The following is a 20,685-nucleotide window of genomic DNA, read 5'->3' on the forward strand; positions in this document are numbered from 1 at the left end:
ATGGATAAGCCGCTAAGCCATACATAGCATCCATAAAACGCCAAATTTCCTACGATTTCATTAAGTGATTCAAGAGAGCCACATAACTATAGTTATCACGATAAATAGTGTCATATTTAATCGATGGATACTTTATTAATGACAGCTCTACATTCACATAATAATAAGTATAAGACGCCAAAGGTAACGGTACAAAATCAATACCATGTCCACCGAGTGGATGACAGCGACCAATACGTTTTAAGGATAACCAGCTACCCGCACTGACGCCGTGCCACTGTAATGCTTGTTTCGCATAGTTTGAGCACGTTGGATAATATCTACAGCGAGCAGGAGTTATTGGACTAATTATTTTTTGATAAAAATTAATTATATTTATTAATAAATCATAGAAAAATTTTTTTATTATATTTTTAAATAAAATCATTTTATTTTTTTTCTAATTTTTTAAAAATATTATTAATCTGATTTTTTAAATCTTTTTTAGAAAGATCATCAATAGATTTTTTAACAATAAAAACAATATCTTTATTGTCTAACTGAGCAGCTTGTACTCGAAACTGCTCACGAATCTGGCGCTTGATGACATTACGTGCAACCGCAGTAGGTACTTTGCGCTTAGTAATAGCCATTCCTATGCGCGGTTGGTTGCAATCATTGGTGCGGACGAAAGCTAATAGATGGCTTTGGTGTAGCTTACGCTCAGGGGCATCAAATACCTCACGGAAGGCCGCAGGCTTCAGTAGGCGCTGTTCTTTAGTAAAACGAGCAGTATGTATAGCTGGGCATATATTGGGCATAGTACAACCTAGAATAAGGGCTATTGTAAGGGGTAGAATAAGCTCAACAAAATATAGAGACAAAAAAAGCGCCGATGTGGGCGCTTTTGATATATGGCGGTGTCATAGTTATTGCTAACACTCTATAAATAGATAAAATCTCATTTAAGTTATGATAGACGTATAACAAGCACTTTAAACCATGGAGATCGCGTGTTATTACCGATTTATTAAACTATACGGTAAGACGATGACGACCTTTTGCACGGCGACGTGCTAGTACTTGACGGCCTTTTTTAGTTGCCATACGAGCACGGAAACCGTGAGTACGCTTGCGTTTAATCACGCTTGGTTGGAATGTACGTTTCATAACTCACCTATCAAATAATGGACTAAATTTGTAATAACGCAGGATTATATCACTACCACTAATTTGGGTCAATAAACTAATTTATCTCAATATATTTAATCAACAGTTACGTATCTTTTTTAGTAAGAATTTATATTAGTTTATAAGTAAGCCTATCGGCAATAATTTTTATTATAAAGTATTCATTATCCAGTAGAGCCATTGAATATTACCCTTTTTTATGAAGTTATCCACAGACAATTTGAATTTCAATAATAATAATAATTTATATATATATAGATATTGTTGTTGTTAGGGAGTGTTTTTTCTGTGGTTAAGTAGGTATTTGTTATTAAAATCAATAATTTATGATATGGGTAAACCTGTGGATAAACTGTGGGTCAAATAGGGATAACTTCTGATTGGAAATCATCCGTAAAAATACCCACAAGGTTATCCACAGAAAATAGGATGTTATCCACAGGGTATTTGTGTTAGATTAGCGCCTGGTTTGAAAACTATTTTAGATCGCTGATTTTTTTAGGTGTAGACGTTGTTATGGTCTGTTACACCCTATAAATATGAGTGTCACGATAAATTAATTATTATTGGCTAAGAGGTTCGCATTTTTCATGATAGACACCGCAACGCTTTGGAGTAAATGCTTAGAAGACCTACGTTATAGCGTTAAAGATAATGTTTTTACTATGTGGTTAAGACCGCTCTCAGCACATCAAGAGATGCAGACGCTTATTGTTCGCGCACCAAATGATTATTTTGTGGCGTATATCAAAAAAAATCATTTACATGATATCGAACAGTTGGTCGCTAAGCATAGTAAAGGCAGTATCGAAGAAGTTGTAGTACGTGTCGATAATACTAACCATAGTGCGCTCACAAGCCATGAAGGGTTAGAGGATAATTCTTACGTATCTGATGCTCTGTTCGATACAAATAGCCCCTCCCCTGCCTCAATATCTCAAGCTACTAAAAATAGCCTTAATAGCAACGCTGACCTTATACTGCCTGTATCTGTCGATGCAGATACCAAATCGTTAAGCTACCTCAACCCAGATTTTACGTTTGAGACGTTTGTTACGGGTAAATCGAATAATTTGGCCTACAAAGCTTGTTACGAGCTGAGTAAACGCCAGTCAAAAAATCGCCATAATCCATTATTTATATATGGACCTTCTGGTTTGGGAAAAACGCATTTAATGCATTCGGTAGCAGATCGTTATGTAAAAAATAATAAGAGTTTTTATTATTTTACTTCTGAGAATTTTATTAACCAATTGGTTTATTCTTTAAGAAATAATAAAATAGAAGATTTTAAAAAGAAAATTAAAAAAGTAGATTTATTAATTGTTGATGATATTCATGTATTAGCTGGTAAAACTAAAAGTAGTAATGAGTTCTTAACGTTATTTGCAGATTTCACCAGTGGGGATAAACAGCTTATTTTAGCGTCTGACCGTCACCCCTCGCAAATGACTGAATTTGATGAGCGCTTTCGCTCACGTTTTTCTTGGGGTTTAACGGTTGCCGTTGAGCCGCCTGAGATTGATACGCGTGTGCAGATTTTACAGAAAAAAGCCGCCTCTTTTGGCATGATACTTCCAAAAGAATGTGCGTTATTTATTGCGCAAAATGTTGTTTCTAATGTCAGGCGCTTAGAAGGGGCTTTAAATCAAGTATTTGCTAATGCCAACTTGACGGGAGCACCGATTACACTTGAAATGGTGCAATATGCATTAAAGGATATTGTGGCATTGCGCGTTCAAGCCATCAATATGGTTAATATTCGTAAAGTTGTCGCTGAGTATTATGATGTGACAATCAAAGACATTATGGGACGCAAACGGACGCGTAGTATTGCGCGTCCACGTCAAATCGCGATGGCGCTATCGCGTGAGCTGACCAGCAATAGCTTTCCCGATATTGGACAGTCATTTGGCGGTCGTGATCATACGACAGTGATGCATGCTTGTGATAAAGTTGCCGAACTACGTGCCGCCGATCCTGCATTTGATAAAGACTACAAATCATTATCGATGATGCTACAAGCGGGGTAGGGAAAATGGGTGCGAGTTAAAATACCATTGTGTTGTGACTTCCATGTTGCGACTGGCGAATATGGTTTATAATGGGCCAAATCTCAAATATTTATACAAGCCACCGTCAATAGGCTGTCATTAAGCTATCATTAAAAGAACAATTCAATTAAGAGTAATCCAGCATGCAATTATCGATTAATCGAGAGTCGTTACTAAAAGCCATTAATTTGATCGCCAAGGCTGCCGATAAACGCCATAACATGATTATCTTAGGCAATATTAAAGTACAGTTGTCTGAATCTGAGCTGATTTTAACGGCATCTGATTTAGAAGTGGAGCTGACCTCGACGCTGAAATTGCCTGCTGGTGCTTGTATTGAGTCAGGTGCAACGACCTTGCCTGCGATAAAGTTAAAAGACATTTGTAAGTCATTACCAGCACAAGCACAGATTAATTTAGCTACTCAAGAAAATGAGCGTTGTTTACTGACCAGTGGTAAAAGCCGTTTTACGTTAGGCACGTTGCCAAGTGAGAATTATCCAAGTTTGGGCAATCCTGAAAATATCACACCATTAATTATTAGCCGTAGCCGCCTTACAAATTTGATTCATAAAACTCAGTTTGCGATGGCGATTCAAGATGTGCGCTATTACCTAACCGGTATGCTGTTTGATGTCTCACAACAGCAGCTGACCACAGTCGCAACGGATGGTCATCGATTGGCGTTAGCTCGCAGTGTTATTGATGTGAGTGCCGATTTAAATATGCAGGCTATTTTACCGCGTAAAGCTGTCATTGAGCTTGAACGTTTGACTTCTGAGCTGGGTAAAATGCTGGGTGACCAAGATAATTCCGTGACATTAAGTTTCGGTCGCGAGTTTTTGCAAGTCAGTTTGCCTTTTGGTGACGTTGATAGCACTGGTCAAGTCAGTCAAGACTTGATGGTGACGTTCACGGCGCGTCTTATTGATGGGAAATTTCCAGATTATCGTCGAGTAATGCCAAGTAATACGGATAAATTGGCGTTATTTAATAAAGAAAAAATGACTGACGTCCTGCGCCGTGTGGCGATTTTGAGTAATGAGAAGTCTCGCGGTGTGGTATTTAACTTTGCCAGTGATGGGATGGTAGAAGTACGCGCTAATAATGCTGAGCAAGATGAAGCCATTGAGATGATTCAGGCTAAGTATCAAGGCGAGCCGATGGAATTGTCTTTTAATTCTGCCTACTTGCAGGATGTGCTAGGTGTTATTCAAGGTGATGTACAAATGCACATGAGCCAATCTAATGCCTCAGTACTGGTCAATCAGCTCAATGACGACCTGCATCAATATGTGATTATGCCGATGCGTATTTAGTTAAACCTATTGTCTAGTATCAATTAATTGTGACTGCCTATCTTTTGATAGGCTTAGTTTTATGACCTTTTGCTGAGCTGTAATCATAACTTATCGTTGTGGGTATTGGCTTAGACAACGCTAGGCAACATAAATAGGCAGTTCTAAGTATTATGATTGAACGTCTGCAAATCTCGCATTTGCGTAATCTTACCCAAGTTACTATGCAAACTGCCGCCTGTAATGTCATTATCGGTGTTAATGGCAGCGGTAAGACCTCATTGCTAGAAGCAATATTTTTACTATCCCGTGGTAAAAGCTTTCGCCATAGTCAGCCCAAACGCTATGTCCAGCATCATCAGTCAGCAGCAATAGTTCACGCCAAGCTTACTGACGGCAGTACATTGGCCATTCAAAAGCAGGTCGATGCCACGACGATGCTCAGGCTAAACCAAACCACAGTTTATAATCAAAGTATTCTGACAGAACAGCTGCCGACGTTATTGATAGACCCATCGACGATGGATATGTTAGAACAAGGCAGTGCCAGTCGTCGCCAATTGTTAGATTGGCTAGTGTTTCACATGAAACCTGGTTTTCACGCGCAGTGGCTCGCCTATCAACGCTTATTAAAGCAGCGCAACAGCTTACTGAAACAAACCAAGCATCTAACCAGCGTTCAGCGTGCTGAAATAAAAGCTTGGGATAAAGGTTTAGCCAGTCATGCCGCCCTGATTCATCATTACCGCGCGCAAGTATTTGCCGCATGGCAGCCCTATTTTGCACAAACTATTTCGAAACTATTGCCTACCTATGTGCAGCAATTAAGCTTGAGTTATAACGCAGGTTACGATACCAGTATGCCTCTTGATGAACAGTTAAACGAACGCTTAACGCAAGATTTACAATTAGGCTATACGCGCAATGGCAGTCACCGCGCTGACATTCATGTGCATTGGCATTCGGACGCTTCAGCAAAAAACGAGGTCAATATTGAGTTTGCATCTGACCCCGTTATTAAGCTTCCTATCATCAAAGAACAGGCAGCAAATGTTTTGTCTCGCGGTGAAAAAAAGCTGCTAATCACGGCACTGCGGTTATCACAATTGCCTTTATTGCTTAACCGCTCCGAGATGACAAATGCTGCACCAACAGTAAATTTGGTAACGACCACGCCTGTCGTTTTGCTCGACGATATTACGGCTGAGCTTGATGATAGGGCGATAGATATCTTATTATCAACCTTAGCGCAACTACCTTGTCAGGTATTTATGACCAGTTTGACGTCGGATATTTTGCCGCTCGTTGCTAAGTATTGGTCAACTGCAAATGTGTTTCATGTGAAACAAGGTATCTTAACGGCTTATCCGTAATGACCTATTAAGCACCCATTTATACCTTTCTTCTTATACTTATGACGGCTACTTTTACGGCAAAGTCTTGCTCAAAACCTATTTATTTCTATGCTTCCACTTCCTTTTTCCTCGTGCTAAAACGCTTATTTTTATCTTAACGCTATCTTTATACTATGACGCGTTTTTGTGTCCTTATCTGCAGGGCTAGTTTTCGCAAACCTACTGCTAAACAGTGACTTATAAGCAAAAAAATGCTAAAATAAGGCTTTATTTTCGTCCTATTTTCAGTAAGTTATCTATTGGCTTTATATTATTTATTATCGATATAAATAATTCTCTAAGTGGTTGATAACACGCTGTTTTATTAATTATCTTGCGCTTTGGTAGTGGTGATAAAAAACCTCAAGGCGCTGACGATGTTAATAACAACGTGACTTTCATGGTCTATAAATCCCCACGAGCTTCTAATGAAAGATTTTTATTCTAAACGAGTAAAATCTAAGATAACGTCATGAGGTGTCACCGTCGTGGTGCGCTCGTCATAAACCGCTGATATGGCTTGATTAAGGAATACCAATGAGTGATTCATTTACCGATAACGAGCAACTGATGTCAGATACTAGTGTTCAGCCCAGCGTCTCTGAGGTAACTGCTGACGTGGTTACTGAAAGCAATCCGTCCGATTATAGCTCCAAAGATATCCGCGTGTTGCGCGGTCTTGAGGCAGTGCGCGTGCGTCCTGGGATGTATATCGGTGATACCGATGATGGTACGGGTCTGCATCATATGGTCTTTGAGGTCGTCGATAACTCCATCGATGAGGCACTTGCCAATCACTGTGACCAGATTGATATCGTTATTCATGAAGATGAGTCGGTCAGTGTCATGGATAATGGTCGTGGTATTCCGGTTGATATCCATCCAGAAGAAGGCGTATCAGCGGCACAGGTCATTATGACGGTACTGCACGCGGGCGGTAAGTTCGATGACAACAGTTATAAAGTGTCGGGCGGTCTACATGGCGTTGGCATCTCTGTCGTCAATGCGTTGTCTAAAAAGTTAGAAATGAACATCTGGCGCGAAGGCTTTCATTATCAGCAGACTTATAGTGATGGCGTGCCTGATGGCGATATTCAGCCCATGGAAGAAACCAATAGAACGGGTACGCAAATCCGTTTTTACCCCAGCACAGATGTGTTTACGGGCACTGTTTTTGAATATGATATTTTAGCCAAGCGTTTACGTGAGCTGTCATTCCTAAACTCAGGCGTGCGCATTGTGTTAACCGATGAGCGTATTGATAAGCGTCATGAGTTTGAACATAAAGGTGGTTTATCGGAGTTTGTCAGCTATATTAATGCCGGTAAAGACAGCGTTAATGACGTCTTTCATTTTACTAGTGAGCAATCCGATGGTATCAGTGTTGAAGTGGCGCTACAGTGGACGGATACGTATAACGAAAAAGTGCTTTGTTTCACCAATAATATTCCACAGCGTGATGGCGGTACGCATTTATCAGGTTTCCGCTCCGCATTAACGCGTTGTTTGAACAGTTATATGGATCGCGAAAACCTCTTTAAAAAAGAGAAAGTCGTTGCAACCGGTGATGATGCGCGTGAAGGCTTAACGGCTATCGTTTCTGTTAAAGTGCCTGATCCTAAATTCTCCAGTCAAACCAAAGATAAACTCGTCTCAAGCGAAGTAAAATCCGCTGTTGAATCGGCAATGCATGATAAGTTTAATGATTATTTGCAAGAGAATCCAAGTGCGAGTAAGGCTATCGCTGGTAAGATTATTGATGCGGCGCGTGCCCGTGATGCAGCGCGTAAAGCTCGTGAGATGACCCGTCGTAAGACCACCTTAGATATCGCTGGGCTACCGGGTAAATTGGCGGATTGCCAAGAAAAAGATCCGGCATTATCAGAGCTATATATCGTGGAAGGAGACTCTGCGGGCGGATCAGCCAAGCAAGGTCGTAGCCGTAAAACGCAAGCAATTTTACCGCTAAAAGGTAAAATTCTCAACGTTGAGCGTGCGCGTTTCGACAAGATGTTATCTTCACAAGAAGTCGGTAATCTAATTACTGCGCTTGGTTGTGGTATTGGTCCTGATGAATATAATCCTGATAAAGTTCGTTATCATAAAATTATCATCATGACCGATGCGGACGTTGATGGATCGCATATTCGTACTTTGCTATTAACCTTTTTCTTCCGTCAAACGCCGGAATTGATTGAGCGTGGTTATATTTATATTGCTCAGCCACCACTTTATAAAGTTAAAAAAGGTCGTCAAGAGCTGTATTTAAAAGATGATGAAGCGTTAAAAGCCTACTTATTGTCATCAACGATTGATAATACCAAGCTCCATGTCAGTGCGGATGCACCGGCTATTACCGGTCAGGCATTAGAGACGTTATTAAACGATTATAACCAAACGCAACTGATTAAAGCACGTCTGCAAATTCGTTATCCGGCGGTGTTATTAGATGGCTTAACCCATACGCCAAAGCTGACGACAGATATGACTTACGATAAAGACGCGATGGAAGCATGGAAAGCCACGCTACAGACTCAGCTTGAGCACTTTGGTAGTGACTTAAACCCTGAGATTGAGCTGGTCAATATCCATGCCCCGCAACCAAAGAATATGGATGCGGCGGCGGCTGATTTATTAGGTATGAAGCCTGTTGTTGAAGTGGAAGCTGGCGATACTTCTGATGCTGAAGCAGCACCCGTAAAAGCTCAATGGTTGCCACGTATTACCGTTTATGTGCATCAATTGGCGCATCATTATCTGCTTGATGCCAGCTTTATCAATTCAGGTGAGTACTCGCGTCTGCTGCGTCTATCGGCAGAATGGAATACCTTGCTTGAGGACAGTGCCTTTATTCGCCGTGACAGCAATACGGCTACCAATAAAGACATTCCTGTCCGTGACTTTGATTATCTGTGGCAACAAATGATGATTGATGCGCGTCGTGGTTTGGCTATTCAGCGCTATAAAGGGCTGGGCGAGATGAATGCCGATCAGCTTTGGGATACCACCATGGATCCTGAAAACCGTCGTATGCTACGAGTCACCATTGAAGATGCGATTGCTGCTGACCATATGTTCACCTGCCTCATGGGCGACCATGTCGAGCCGCGCCGTATCTTTATCGAAGAAAATGCGCTCACGGTTTCTAACTTAGACATCTAATTTAGCTATCTGATTTTAAACGATAAGCATGATTTAAAAATAAAAAACCACCGCTTTGATTATCTAAGCGGTGGTTTTTTAATGAGGATAATAAAAATTTTGTTTCACGTGAAACTTAAAGAATTAATCAATAGAGATATAAATAAGGCTTACTCGTCGTCAGTATTAAAACGCCATGCCAAAATACGGGTATTCTTTTGACCTTGGCTCATCTCAATAATGCGCATTTGCGCCACATCGAGTTGCTGTAATAATAACTGCAATGGTTTGACGTTTTCAGATTTTGATACCAAAGTGGTAAACCAACCCACGTGTTCAGCAAATTTTTGACTCTCTTTTGCCATTTTGGTGATAAAAGCAATCTCGCCACCTTCACTCCACAGCTCTTGATGCTGACCACCAAAGTTTAGATTCTGTGCGGCATTGCCAGACTTGGTTGAGCTGCGGCTGATTTGTTCGTTCTCATTCTTACCGCGATGACGTTGCAAATTGTGCTGCTTACGGCTATTGGCTTCCATCGCTTCTTCTAATGAGGCATGAAATGGAGGGTTACAGACCACCACATCAAAGTAATCTTGGCGACCAATGATATTAGCAAAAATACGCTTAGGCTCAGGTTGTAATTTTACTTTAACCGCGCTTTTTAACTTGGGATTGGTTTCACAAATAAGCGCTGCGGTGTTGACCGATATCGGATCAATGTCTGAAGCCGTAAAGCGCCAACCATAACTTTGACTACCGACAATGGGATAAATCGCGCTGGCACCGGTGCCAATATCAAGGGCGTGGATTTCTTTGCCAGTCGGTGGCGTATTGTCTTTATTAACATGCGTGGTTTGCGCGAGTAGGTCAGCAATATAATGAATATAATCGGCACGACCCGGAATCGGCGGACATAGATAGCCTTCCGGAATATCCCAAAATTTAACACCATAATAATGAGCCAGTAACGCCTGATTAAGTACGCGCACAGCTGCACTGTCTGAGAAATTAATCGTCGGCTCGCCATTAGGATTGGTAATCGTATGTTTGGCAAGCTCAGGCAAAGCGCGGGTCAACACGGCAAAGTCATAGCGACCTTGGTGCGGATTGCGCGGATGCAGCTGCCCTAACTTTTTAGCAGTCTCAGGCGAGCGATTGCGGTGATTATTGGCGGTCGGGCGACGGTTCATAGGCTTACTTGTCATGGTTTCAGGCTGCGATATGTGGATATAACCGGTAAGTGTAGCAGATTTCACGCACGACTATTTAGATATCATTCGGTCAAAAAATAGAATGCTCAGGGCAGTGAAGTCTCTTGCGTTAGGTAACCCAGCTGTCTATATTAAAAAGTTGTGACGCTATTTAAAAGACGCTGTGTAAAAGACAATAGCGACTTATAAAATAACAACCAACAAGGATAAAATTATGACCACTGCCATAGATCGCATCACCTATGAGACTCAAGATAGTATTTGTCTGATAGGGCTCAATCGCGCTGATAAACGCAATGCTTTTGACAGCCTTATGATTGCTCAATTGTCTGACGCGCTCACCCGTTATGAAAATGACACGCATCTACGTTGTGCGTTAATTTTCGCCCATGGTGAGCATTTCACTGCTGGATTAGACCTCATGGAGCTACAGGATAAATGGGATAAAGGCGCATTTGAATTTGATGAAACCCAAATCGACCCGTGGGGCATTGGTGGTAAGTTACGTACTAAACCTGTCGTCGTTGCGGTACAAGGGACGTGTTTCACCGCTGGCATTGAGCTGATGTTAAATGCTGATGTGGTGATTGCGAGCGATAACTGCAACTTTGCGCAAATGGAAGTACAGCGCGGTATCATGCCGTTTGGTGGCGCGACCGTGCGCTTTGTCCAAGCAGCTGGCTGGCAAAAAGCCATGCCGTATCTATTAACAGGCAAAAACTTCGATGCGCAAACGGCAGATAGATTAAATTTAGTTAGTGAAGTCGTGCCAAATGGGGAAGAATACGAGCGCGCGCTAACTATCGCCAAAGAAATTTGCACGGCAGCTCCGCTTGGGGTCCAAGCGTTACTGTCTTCAGCACAAGATGCCAGTCGCAATGGTACAAGTGCAGCCTTAGCCAATATTCATAGCTATTTGCCACCGCTATTTTATTCAGAAGATGCAAAAGAGGGTGCAATGGCGATGGTTGAGAGAAGGGAGGCTGAGTTTGTGGGGCGTTAGAATAAATAAAGCAAAAGTTGATTAATAACAATCACTCTGACATCATGATTGCTTTGATATTTTTTGAAGAGATTGAATGTGAAAGTTATAAAAAAGTTAAAGCTGAAAAACTTTAAGAGATTCGAGGATTTTGAAGTTGACTTTACGCCAAACATAAACTTAATAATTGGAGATAATGAAGCTGGTAAAAGTACGATATTAACAGCATTGGAGCTTGTGATAAGTGGTAGTGCTGCTCGTGTCGAAAGTATAGGGTTAGAAAACATCTTCTCAATGTCAGTAATTAAAAGCTTTCTTTCTAGCACAAAAGAAACTGATAAATTACCTACTATTCACGTAGAAATATATTTAGAGGAACAAAATGACCCTAATCTTTATGGCAACTATAATTTAGACAAAAAGGATAGCGACGGACTTCAATTAATTTGCAAACCAAATGAAAGTCTATTAGGAGAGATTAGTTCTATACTGAGCCAATCTGGTGATAATTTCCCATTTGAACTTTATGATATTAGCTTTAGCACCTTTGCTGGAATTGCGTTCTCTGGCTATAGTAAATACTTTAGATATATAGCTATTGATAGCACACAGATTAACAACGAGTATGCTACTAGAAGATATATATCCAATCTTTATGAATCACTATTAAACCCAGTCGATCGAAGTATTCTTGCTAATGAATATAGGCAACAAAAAGTTAGCTTTAAGGATAACAGCTTACATAGAGTTAACAGTAGTTTAAGTGATTATGAATTTTCAATACGTTCAAATCCACGTTCAAATTTAGATACTGACTTGACTATTGTGGAAGGTGATATACCTATTGAACATAAAGGTAAAGGAAAGCAGTGCTTTGTAAAAACAGAGTTTGCTTTAAGTCAGCCCCAAGGAAAATCAGTAAACACAATTTTATTAGAAGAGCCAGAGAACCATTTAAGTCACATTAGCATGAAAAAGCTGATTAATCGGATATCGGAATCTTCAGTCAATCAAATCTTTATTGCAACTCATAGTAGTCTGGTAAGTACACGACTAGATTTAAGGAAATCCATATTATTAAATAGTAATAGTACATCTCCTGTGACCTTAAAAGATATTCCAGAAGATACTGCTAAGTTTTTTATGAAAGCACCAAATAATAATATTTTGGAATTTATTTTATCTAAGAAAGTAATACTTGTAGAAGGTGATGCTGAGTTTATTCTATTAGAAGCTTTCTATGAAAAGTGCAGTCAATCCACAACAGATATTGATGATGTTCATATCTTATCAGTAGGAGGTACAAGTTTTAAAAGATACTTAGACTTAGCTGAGAAACTAGGCATCAAAACTGCTGTTATTAGAGATAATGATGGAGATTATAATAAAAACTGTCTAGAAAGATACAATGATTATTTATCTAGCACTATAAACGTATTTTATGATTCTGATAACGAAAATACAACTTTCGAAATATGTCTCTATAAAAAAAATATAGACCTTTGTGATCAACTGTTTTATTCATCTAGAAGGACACTACCTATTTTAGACTATATGCTCAAAAATAAGGCAGATAGTGCTTTTAAATTACTTGATGAAAAAGCAGAGGAAATCAACGTTCCAGATTATATTGAGAAGGCAATAGAATGGATAAGAGGGTAGTTCTTGCGGTTGCAGGTTCCGGTAAAACAACATCAATTATCAACTCTCTTCAAATTGATAGCAGAGCGTTAATAATAACTTATACTGTGAATAATGTTGAAAATATAAAGAATAGGATTATAAGGAAGTTTGGGTTAATTCCAAACGGAATAAAAATATATGGGTATTTTTCTTTTCTTTATACATTTTGCTATAAGCCTATACTTCATGTTGAGTTGAACTCCAAAGGGTTGGTATGGCAAAAACCTCCACTTAGAACTAAGAACACCGACAGAAATCACTATTTTACGAGAAATAATTACATCTATGCTAATAGGCTTTCGAAATTAATCATTAACTATTCGTTAGCTAAAACGATAAATAGAATAGAAAAGTATTTTGACTATTTATATGTTGATGAAATTCAAGATTTTGGAGGTAATGACTTTAATTTTTTAGTTGAGTTAGGGAAAGCTAAACTAAACCAACTACTTGTTGGTGATTTTTATCAACATACCTTTGATACAAGTAGAGATGGTAATACAAATGCAAAGCTACATGAGGATTATGTCAAATATACAGGAAGGTTAAGAAAATCTGGACATGTAATTGACATGTCAACTTTATCTGCTAGCCATCGTTGTAGCCAAACTGTGTGCTTATTTATAAGTGATAAACTAAAGATAAGTATAAATTCGCATCGTAGTGATTCAACTCTAATAGAGTTTACCAACTGCGAAAAAGATGCTTTAAGATTATTCAGGGATGATGAAGTAGTAAAGTTATTTTATCAATCAAGTAATAAATATAGTTGTTATGGCGATAACTGGGGTGCTGTTAAAGGTCTAGATGATTTCTCAGATGTTTGTGTGGTTTTGAACAACACTACTTTGAAGCATTATTTAGATGGTACACTCCACACATTACCTTCGAAAACACTTAATAAACTTTATGTCGCTTGTAGTAGAACAAAGAATAACCTGTATTTTATACCTGAAAAAAATGTTAGAAAGCTTAAAGATTTTCAGTAACCTATTGCTCACTTGGTGATTGTTTTAGGGGTTTTTATATTTTACTGTCTCTTGCTAAGGTAAGGTTTTTTAGCCATGACAATAGCGGCTATTCTTGTCTAACCACTGAGGTTGCGGGGAATTGGCTAGAGGTGGTCGCTCGAATGTTGGAACGACTCTAGCTTTATTCACTGCCTCACTGAGCAGGCAAGATAATAGCGAATTGCAGGATTAGCTACTAAATCTTAATCTCTAATAACATCAGCTAAATTACCTATCTAATCACCCTATAACACCTCCACGCAACCGCTATAAAGCCACTGGCAATCGCCGCATTCATACTATACTTTAACCTATCATTTTGCTTGATTACTCTAACCTTTCAACCTCATTCAATTCCCATTTATAATAAGCCAACGCCACCCTTTAAGAGAGCACCTATGCCATACAACTTTGATGAAATAATCGACAGACGTCATACTGGATCGCTTAAATGGCATTATACCGACGATACCATTGCGCTTTGGGTGGCGGATATGGATTTTAGAGCGGCACAGCCCATCTTTAACACGATTGAACGCGTGCTGCATCATGGCGTATTAGGATATACCAAACCCACTGAGGCGCTATACGAGGCAGTTATTAATTGGCATGGTAGTCGTTATAATTTGTGGCTTGATCAGCACAATATCTTGTTTTCCCCCGGTGTCGTACCAAGTTTGGCGCTAATGATGCGAGTATGGACTGAAGTGGGTGATGCGATATTGGTCAATGATCCTATCTATACGCCTTTTATGTCGAAGGTTCGAGATAATGGTCGACGGCTTATTCTCTCGCCATTAAAAGAGTTTGAAGGTAAGTATCATCTAGATTTGGCGGATATCGAAGCCAAAATAATTGAGCATGATGTAAAGATTTTTCTATTCTGTAATCCGCACAATCCGGGTGGGCGCGTGTGGGCGGCTGATGAGCTTAAGGCGCTGCTTGAGGTTTGTAAAAAGCACGATGTAGCGATTGTCAGTGATGAGATTCATCAAGACTTAACCTTGAGTGGTCATACCTTTACCCCTTTTTTAACGCTAGCAGACGGCTATGAGCACAAGATGGTGAGCATCACTGCAATGACCAAAACCTTTAATGTGGCAGGTCTTAAATGCTCAATGATTTTTGCTAAAGATAAAGCCTTGATTAAAAAAATTAGCCAACAGCAGCACTTAAATGACGAGCATGATCTTAATTTATTTGCTTATGAAGTGATTCGTAGTGCTTATGAAAACGGTGGCGAGTGGTTGGCGCAGGCGTTAGCTTATATCGAAGCCAATATTGACTTAACGTTACGCTTTTTAGAGGAGCATCTGCCCGAAATTAAGGTCATGCGTCCAGAAGCGTCGTATTTAATATGGCTGGATTGCTCAGCGTATGGGCAAGACGATCAAATGCTTTATGACGCACTTAGAGACGCTAAAGTGGAGCTAAGTGCCGGTGTTCAATACGGTAATGAGGGGCATCTTAAAATGCGCCTAAATGTGGCGTGTCCGCAAGCGCTGCTGATAGAAGGGCTAAAGCGTATGCACTTAGCTTTGAGTAATATTAAATCCTAAAAACTGTTATCTAAGTGACTTGCGCTGGTTACTCTAGATTTTTTATAACCGCTTATTAAGGGTTAAATTTCTATCCTATTTAACGTTACGCCAAATAACTGATAATAATTCCGCATCTAATAACCATCGCCCTGCCTAAACTTGTTAAAATAGCGCACCAATTTATTTATTGATGGACACTTTGTTTATGACCACTGCAGCTGCCACTCCCGCAATCAAAGAAGATCGCATTTTAATTCTCGATTTTGGCTCGCAGTATAGCCAGCTTATCGCCCGCCGTGTACGTGATTCAGGCGTATTCTGTGAGATGTTCCCTTATGATATCGACACTCAGCGTATTACTGATTTTGGCGCAAAAGGCATCATCTTATCTGGTGGTCCTGAGAGCGTCCATGCGGATAACAGCCCACGCATTAACGATGCCGTATTTGACTTAGGCGTACCAGTATTAGGTATTTGCTACGGTATGCAAGCCATGGCAGAGCGTTTTGGTGGCAAAGTTCACGCCAGTGATATCCATGAATTTGGCGCTGCAACCATTAATATCGATGGGAAATCGGCACTAACTGACGGCATTGAAGACGCAGCGGGCAAACTGAATGTTTGGATGAGTCATGGCGATAAAGTAGTCGATGCGCCACAAGGCTTCGATATTGTTGCCAGTACGCCAAGCTGCCCGATTGCCATCATGGCAGACGATTCGCGCCACTATTATGGTCTACAGTTCCATCCTGAAGTGACGCATACCGCACAAGGTTCTGCGTTACTTGGACGTTTTGTCCATGATATCTGTGGCTGCGCCGGTAGTTGGACGTCTGATAACATCATCGATATGCGTATTGAGCAATTGAAAAAGCAAATCGGTGATAAGCAAGTATTACTTGGTTTGTCAGGCGGTGTAGACAGCTCAGTCGTTGCGGCATTATTGCATAAAGCCATTGGCGACCAATTAACCTGCGTGTTTGTTGATACTGGTCTCTTGCGTCTGCACGAAGGCGACCAAGTGATGCAAGTATTTGCAGAAAATATGGGCGTAAAAGTCATTCGCGTTGACGCTGAAGAGTTATTCTTAACCGCATTGGCTGGCGAGTCTGACCCTGAAGCCAAGCGTAAAATTATCGGTAAGACCTTTATTGACGTCTTTGCTGAAAGCGCGCGTCAAGTGAGCGAACAAAGCGATGGTAAAGTCATCGAATTCTTAGCACAAGGCACGATTTATCCAGACGTGATTGAATCGGCTAAGTCGCATCAGGGTAAAGCCCACGTCATTAAGAGTCATCATAACGTCGGCGGTTTGCCAGATGATTTAGCATTTGAATTGGTTGAGCCGTTACGTGATTTGTTTAAGGATGAAGTGCGTAAATTGGGTATTACCTTAGGTCTTCCTGCGAAGATGATTAACCGCCATCCGTTCCCAGGACCGGGTTTGGGCGTGCGTATCTTAGGCGAAGTGACCAAAGAATTTGCTGATATCCTGCGCTCTGCTGATGCCATCTTTATGGAAGAGTTAGAAAAATCAGGCTGGTATGAGAAGACTGCACAAGCATTTGCGGTATTCCAACCGATCAAGTCTGTTGGCGTAGTTGGTGATGGTCGCCGCTATGCGTGGGTGATTGCGCTACGTGCCGTTGAAACTGTAGACTTTATGACTGCGCGCTTTGCGCATCTGCCGTATGACTTGATTGAAACGGTATCGAATCGCATCATGAATGAAATCGCTGAAGTATCACGCGTGACTTATGATGTGTCGAGCAAGCCACCGGCTACTATTGAGTGGGAATAAACCTCTACTTAGTTGAATACAGATTTTTCATAAAAAAGGCGCTCAGGTTGAGTGTCTTTTTTATGAAAATGAGAACTACTCAGTATTTCAAATATTTATTATTTTAATATATATCTTAAAAAATAAAATAATTGTACCGGAAAATAAAGAGTTTAATATTGATAAGAAAAATTAGTAAAATACATATAAATTAATAGTTTTATATAATCTAATTTTAAAGATGCTAATTGATATTATTGATTTTTATAGAGTATTTTATATTAAATTCCAATAGGGGCTATTGTGGGAAAAGTAATTGATGCAAGTGAGATTTCACTAAGAAAATATTTATCCAAAAACCAAGGACAATTTAATGTTCCATTTACACAAAGACCATACACATGGGAAAAAGAAGATGTAAGTAAGCTTTTAGAAGATGTTATTATGGTTTATGAGAATAGAAGCGAAGACCATGTACACGTTGTCAATTTCTTTACATTTTATGATCAAGACAGTAAAAAGTATATTTATGATGGGCAACAAAGAACCATAACTTTAATTCTAATTTTGTTTAATTTAATTAGTATGATGGAATATAGTAAATTTTTAAAAAATAGCACAGATGACCAGTTAGAAGAAGTTAGGAAAATACATAATAGTCTTATAGAAGAGTTTATTTGTTCAAAATCTACTAATTTAAGATCAACGAATAAAATATGGAAGATTTATTTTGAAAATGGTGAAAATGCAAATCATGCTTTTCAAGCAATAATTGAGAATGGTAATCTTAGTAAAATTGCAGACGATGACTATGTTAGAAATTTTATTAGTAATAATAGATTTATAAAAAATAGATTAAATGAATATTTTGAAGATGAAAATATTGATGTATATGCTATAAATGATATGATAAATGCAATGTTGGATAGTATTATTCTGGTTTATGTTTCAACGACTAACGAACAAATAGCTAAAGCTATGTTTGAAAGTTTGAATAGTACAGGTCAACAAGTAGAACATTATTATGTATTGAAGAATGCTCTAATTGAGAAGGTCTCAAATCAAGATGCAGAAAAATGGAAGAAAATTGATACATACCTTAATGGATTAGATAAGTCAGAATTTCTCAGATCAGTTGCTACCATGTATAACGGTAAGACCATGAGTAGAGATGCTCTTAGAGTTTTAGGTGAGAAAGAGTTATATAACAATGAGACAAGTGCAATAGGATTTATAACGCAATTAGGAGAATATTCTTATCAGTTTTATAGGATAAACAATCCTATGCATTTTAATAAGGATGCATCAGAAAAAAAATTAGGAGAATCCTTAAAAGATTTAAATGTTTTTAGTTTTAAACAACACATTCCGTTAATTTTAGCTTTAGTTGTTAAAGAATATAATTATGATGATATTCTGAAAATTTCAGAAGCCTTGAAAAATAGAGTTATTATCAATATATTTTTAGCAAGTCAACGAGCCAACTCCGTAGAAGCATTAATTGCAGAACTTACTAAGAAGATTTTTAATGAAAAACTTCCAGTTGAATTAGTAATAAAGGAATTAGTTAAGGAAACTTATAATAAAGATCAGTTATTAAGTGCAATTAATACAAGAGAATTTAAGTCGTCACCAGATTTTATAAAGCTGAAGTATATTTTCTCTAATTTATATTATTTGGACTTAGAGGGGGAGCTTTTAACTAATAGGGATAATTATAAGATATGGTTAGAGCATATTTTGCCTCAGAATCCTGAATTAGATTCTTCATGGGTTGAAAAATTCGGTGATGATATCGAAAGGTATAGAAATAATTTAGGAAATATGACATTGTTAATTGATATAAAGAATAAGAAAGCATCTAATGCTGAATTTCAAGTTAAGAAATCAATATATGTAAATTCAGAATATTTAGAAAATAAAATTATATCAAAAGAAGAGGACTGGACAATTGAAAGTATTAATAATAGAGCGTTTAAATTGGTAAATAAGATTGTTGATCTTTGGGGGAATAAAAATAACATAGGAAAGTAATTATATGAGCTTTTATTATATATGATTTAACATCTAGTATTTTAAAGATAATTAGGATTTTTAAGATTAAATTTAAATTAATAATGTATAAAGTATTGCACGAAAGTATTTTATAAATCCTCAGTATTTCCGTGCAAAAATATTTATTTAGACAGTAAGTATGTTGAGTATGAATGATTTCTAATTTAATCGTTAAGTAATAGAAGATTACTCTACTTGGTTAGGTGTTTTTGATGAGAGAAATAATACCTAACCTCATATTTAATATAATCTAAGGCTTCAACAACACCTTACCTTTCTTCTCAGCCTGCATTTTTCCATCAACCGCTTTTAAGATATCCGCTAAATCAAACGTCGCTTCCGTTGGTAGTTTTAATTGACCACTAACCGCACGATCAATCAGCTCATCAACCAAGCGTTGCTTATTTTCTACGCTCATCTCTTGACTAAGCTTACTGCCCCAAAACCCTTTTAGAATCGCTTGCTTAAAGATCATATCAGTCGGATTAAGCACCATCGGCTTGCCTGACATCGCGCCAAATACCGCAAATACACCACCATGACCGAGTAGCGATAACAGATTGCCACTGTCTTCACCGCCGACAGAATCAATGGCAGCGCTGATTTGCTCGTCGCCAATGAGTGATTTTACTTGGTCTTTCCAATCCTCGTCTGAAGTCACAATATTATTTTTGATACCGAGTGCTTCTAATTCTGTTATGGCGTCGCTGCTGCGTACCAGATTAATCGTTTTTACGCCACGCGCCGCTGCTAGCATCGCAAGGGATTTACCAACCGCACCATTTGCCGCGTTATGTATGACCCATTGACCACTTTGCGTCTCGAGGAACTCAAGCAACATTAACGCGCTGAGTGGCATGGCAATCAATTGTGCCGCCATTTCATCGTCTAAATTATCGGGTACGGGGAACACCATATGCTCAGGCGCAACGAAATATTCTGCCCACGTTGCCTGCACACTAGCTGTCGCGACACGTTGACCAATTTTTAAACCTTTAACCTCACTACCGACCGCATCAATGATACCAACCGCCTCAGAACCACCAATGGCGGGCATTTTAGGTTTAAAACCATACTTACCGCGAATGGTCAGCAAGTCGTGATTATGAATCGAGGCTAAAATCGTTTTGACGCGAACTTCATTGGCTTTAGGTTCTGGGATAGGGCGGTCGCCGAGGCTGAGAACGTCAGTAGGTTTACCAAAATGGTCATAAGTTGCGCTGCGCATGATAAATTCCTTTATTGGTTTTAAGTGCTTTTTTGAAGGGTTATTTAATTTTTAGCCATCAACAGTACCAATCTATCGCTACTCACCGCAATATTACTTTGGTTAAGGAAGGTTATTACCTGCTCCCAGACTTAA

15 protein-coding genes are annotated in these 20,685 nt (G+C 39.1%); 10 read left to right on the forward strand and 5 right to left on the reverse strand.

Annotated elements, in window-relative coordinates:
* Positions 1-49 precede the first annotated feature (49 nt).
* The 3 genes from yidD to rpmH all read right to left on the reverse strand — a co-directional run bounded on the left by yidD (position 50) and on the right by rpmH (position 1,149).
* On the reverse strand, positions 50-427 hold the full coding sequence (gene yidD, locus AOC03_RS06455; protein ID WP_062534341.1) for a membrane protein insertion efficiency factor YidD: 378 nt from the start codon (positions 425-427) through the stop codon (positions 50-52).
* A 1-nt stretch (position 428) separates the two neighbouring features.
* Positions 429-800 (reverse strand): ribonuclease P protein component, encoded by a 372-nt coding sequence (gene rnpA, locus AOC03_RS06460; protein ID WP_062534343.1) that lies wholly within the window; start codon positions 798-800, stop codon positions 429-431.
* Positions 801-1,014: 214 nt separating this feature from the next.
* A complete protein-coding gene (rpmH, locus tag AOC03_RS06465) occupies positions 1,015-1,149 on the reverse strand; it encodes a 50S ribosomal protein L34 (RefSeq protein WP_007394757.1) in 135 nt (44 codons plus the stop codon).
* Between the two features lie 611 nt (positions 1,150-1,760).
* Between rpmH and dnaA the strand changes: the two genes are divergently transcribed.
* From dnaA to gyrB, 4 genes are all read left to right on the forward strand, one after another.
* Complete coding sequence (gene dnaA / locus AOC03_RS06470) at positions 1,761-3,203, forward strand: chromosomal replication initiator protein DnaA (RefSeq protein ID WP_062534345.1); 1,443 nt, start codon at positions 1,761-1,763, stop codon at positions 3,201-3,203.
* A gap of 164 nt (positions 3,204-3,367) precedes the next feature.
* Positions 3,368-4,543 (forward strand): DNA polymerase III subunit beta, encoded by a 1,176-nt coding sequence (gene dnaN / locus AOC03_RS06475; protein WP_062534347.1) that lies wholly within the window; start codon positions 3,368-3,370, stop codon positions 4,541-4,543.
* A gap of 152 nt (positions 4,544-4,695) precedes the next feature.
* Positions 4,696-5,895, forward strand: coding sequence for a DNA replication/repair protein RecF (gene recF, locus AOC03_RS06480; RefSeq protein WP_062534349.1), 1,200 nt, complete (start codon positions 4,696-4,698; stop codon positions 5,893-5,895).
* 558 nt (positions 5,896-6,453) lie between these two features.
* The gene (gyrB, locus tag AOC03_RS06485; RefSeq protein ID WP_062534351.1) at positions 6,454-9,078 is read left to right on the forward strand and encodes a DNA topoisomerase (ATP-hydrolyzing) subunit B; all 2,625 of its coding nucleotides are present in this window, start codon (positions 6,454-6,456) and stop codon (positions 9,076-9,078) included.
* A gap of 149 nt (positions 9,079-9,227) precedes the next feature.
* Here gyrB and rlmF read toward each other — a convergent pair whose 3' ends face one another.
* The gene (gene rlmF / locus AOC03_RS06490) at positions 9,228-10,265 is read right to left on the reverse strand and encodes a 23S rRNA (adenine(1618)-N(6))-methyltransferase RlmF (RefSeq protein ID WP_062536564.1); all 1,038 of its coding nucleotides are present in this window, start codon (positions 10,263-10,265) and stop codon (positions 9,228-9,230) included.
* Between the two features lie 220 nt (positions 10,266-10,485).
* Here rlmF and AOC03_RS06495 point away from each other — a divergent pair, with 220 nt between their 5' ends.
* The 6 genes from AOC03_RS06495 (at position 10,486) to AOC03_RS06520 (ending at position 19,301) form a co-directional block, all read left to right on the forward strand.
* A complete protein-coding gene (locus AOC03_RS06495; RefSeq protein WP_062534353.1) occupies positions 10,486-11,274 on the forward strand; it encodes a crotonase/enoyl-CoA hydratase family protein in 789 nt (262 codons plus the stop codon).
* Positions 11,275-11,352: 78 nt separating this feature from the next.
* Complete coding sequence (locus AOC03_RS06500) at positions 11,353-12,915, forward strand: ATP-dependent nuclease (protein WP_062534355.1); 1,563 nt, start codon at positions 11,353-11,355, stop codon at positions 12,913-12,915.
* Entirely contained in the window at positions 12,900-13,925 is a 1,026-nt protein-coding gene (locus AOC03_RS06505) for a DNA helicase UvrD (RefSeq protein WP_062534357.1), read from the forward strand. The genes AOC03_RS06500 and AOC03_RS06505 overlap by 16 nt, the downstream gene beginning before the upstream one ends.
* A gap of 419 nt (positions 13,926-14,344) precedes the next feature.
* Positions 14,345-15,505 carry a MalY/PatB family protein gene (locus AOC03_RS06510; RefSeq protein WP_062534359.1) on the forward strand — a complete coding sequence of 387 codons (1,161 nt, stop codon included), beginning with the start codon at positions 14,345-14,347 and terminating at the stop codon, positions 15,503-15,505.
* 187 nt (positions 15,506-15,692) lie between these two features.
* Complete coding sequence (guaA, locus tag AOC03_RS06515) at positions 15,693-17,288, forward strand: glutamine-hydrolyzing GMP synthase (RefSeq protein WP_062534361.1); 1,596 nt, start codon at positions 15,693-15,695, stop codon at positions 17,286-17,288.
* Between the two features lie 282 nt (positions 17,289-17,570).
* Entirely contained in the window at positions 17,571-19,301 is a 1,731-nt protein-coding gene (locus tag AOC03_RS06520; RefSeq protein WP_062534363.1) for a DUF262 domain-containing protein, read from the forward strand.
* Positions 19,302-19,572: 271 nt separating this feature from the next.
* Here AOC03_RS06520 and AOC03_RS06525 read toward each other — a convergent pair whose 3' ends face one another.
* Entirely contained in the window at positions 19,573-20,550 is a 978-nt protein-coding gene (locus AOC03_RS06525; RefSeq protein ID WP_062534365.1) for a zinc-binding dehydrogenase, read from the reverse strand.
* Positions 20,551-20,685: the final 135 nt, after the last annotated feature.

This window comes from Psychrobacter urativorans, from assembly GCF_001298525.1.
Taxonomy (GTDB): domain Bacteria; phylum Pseudomonadota; class Gammaproteobacteria; order Pseudomonadales; family Moraxellaceae; genus Psychrobacter; species Psychrobacter urativorans_A.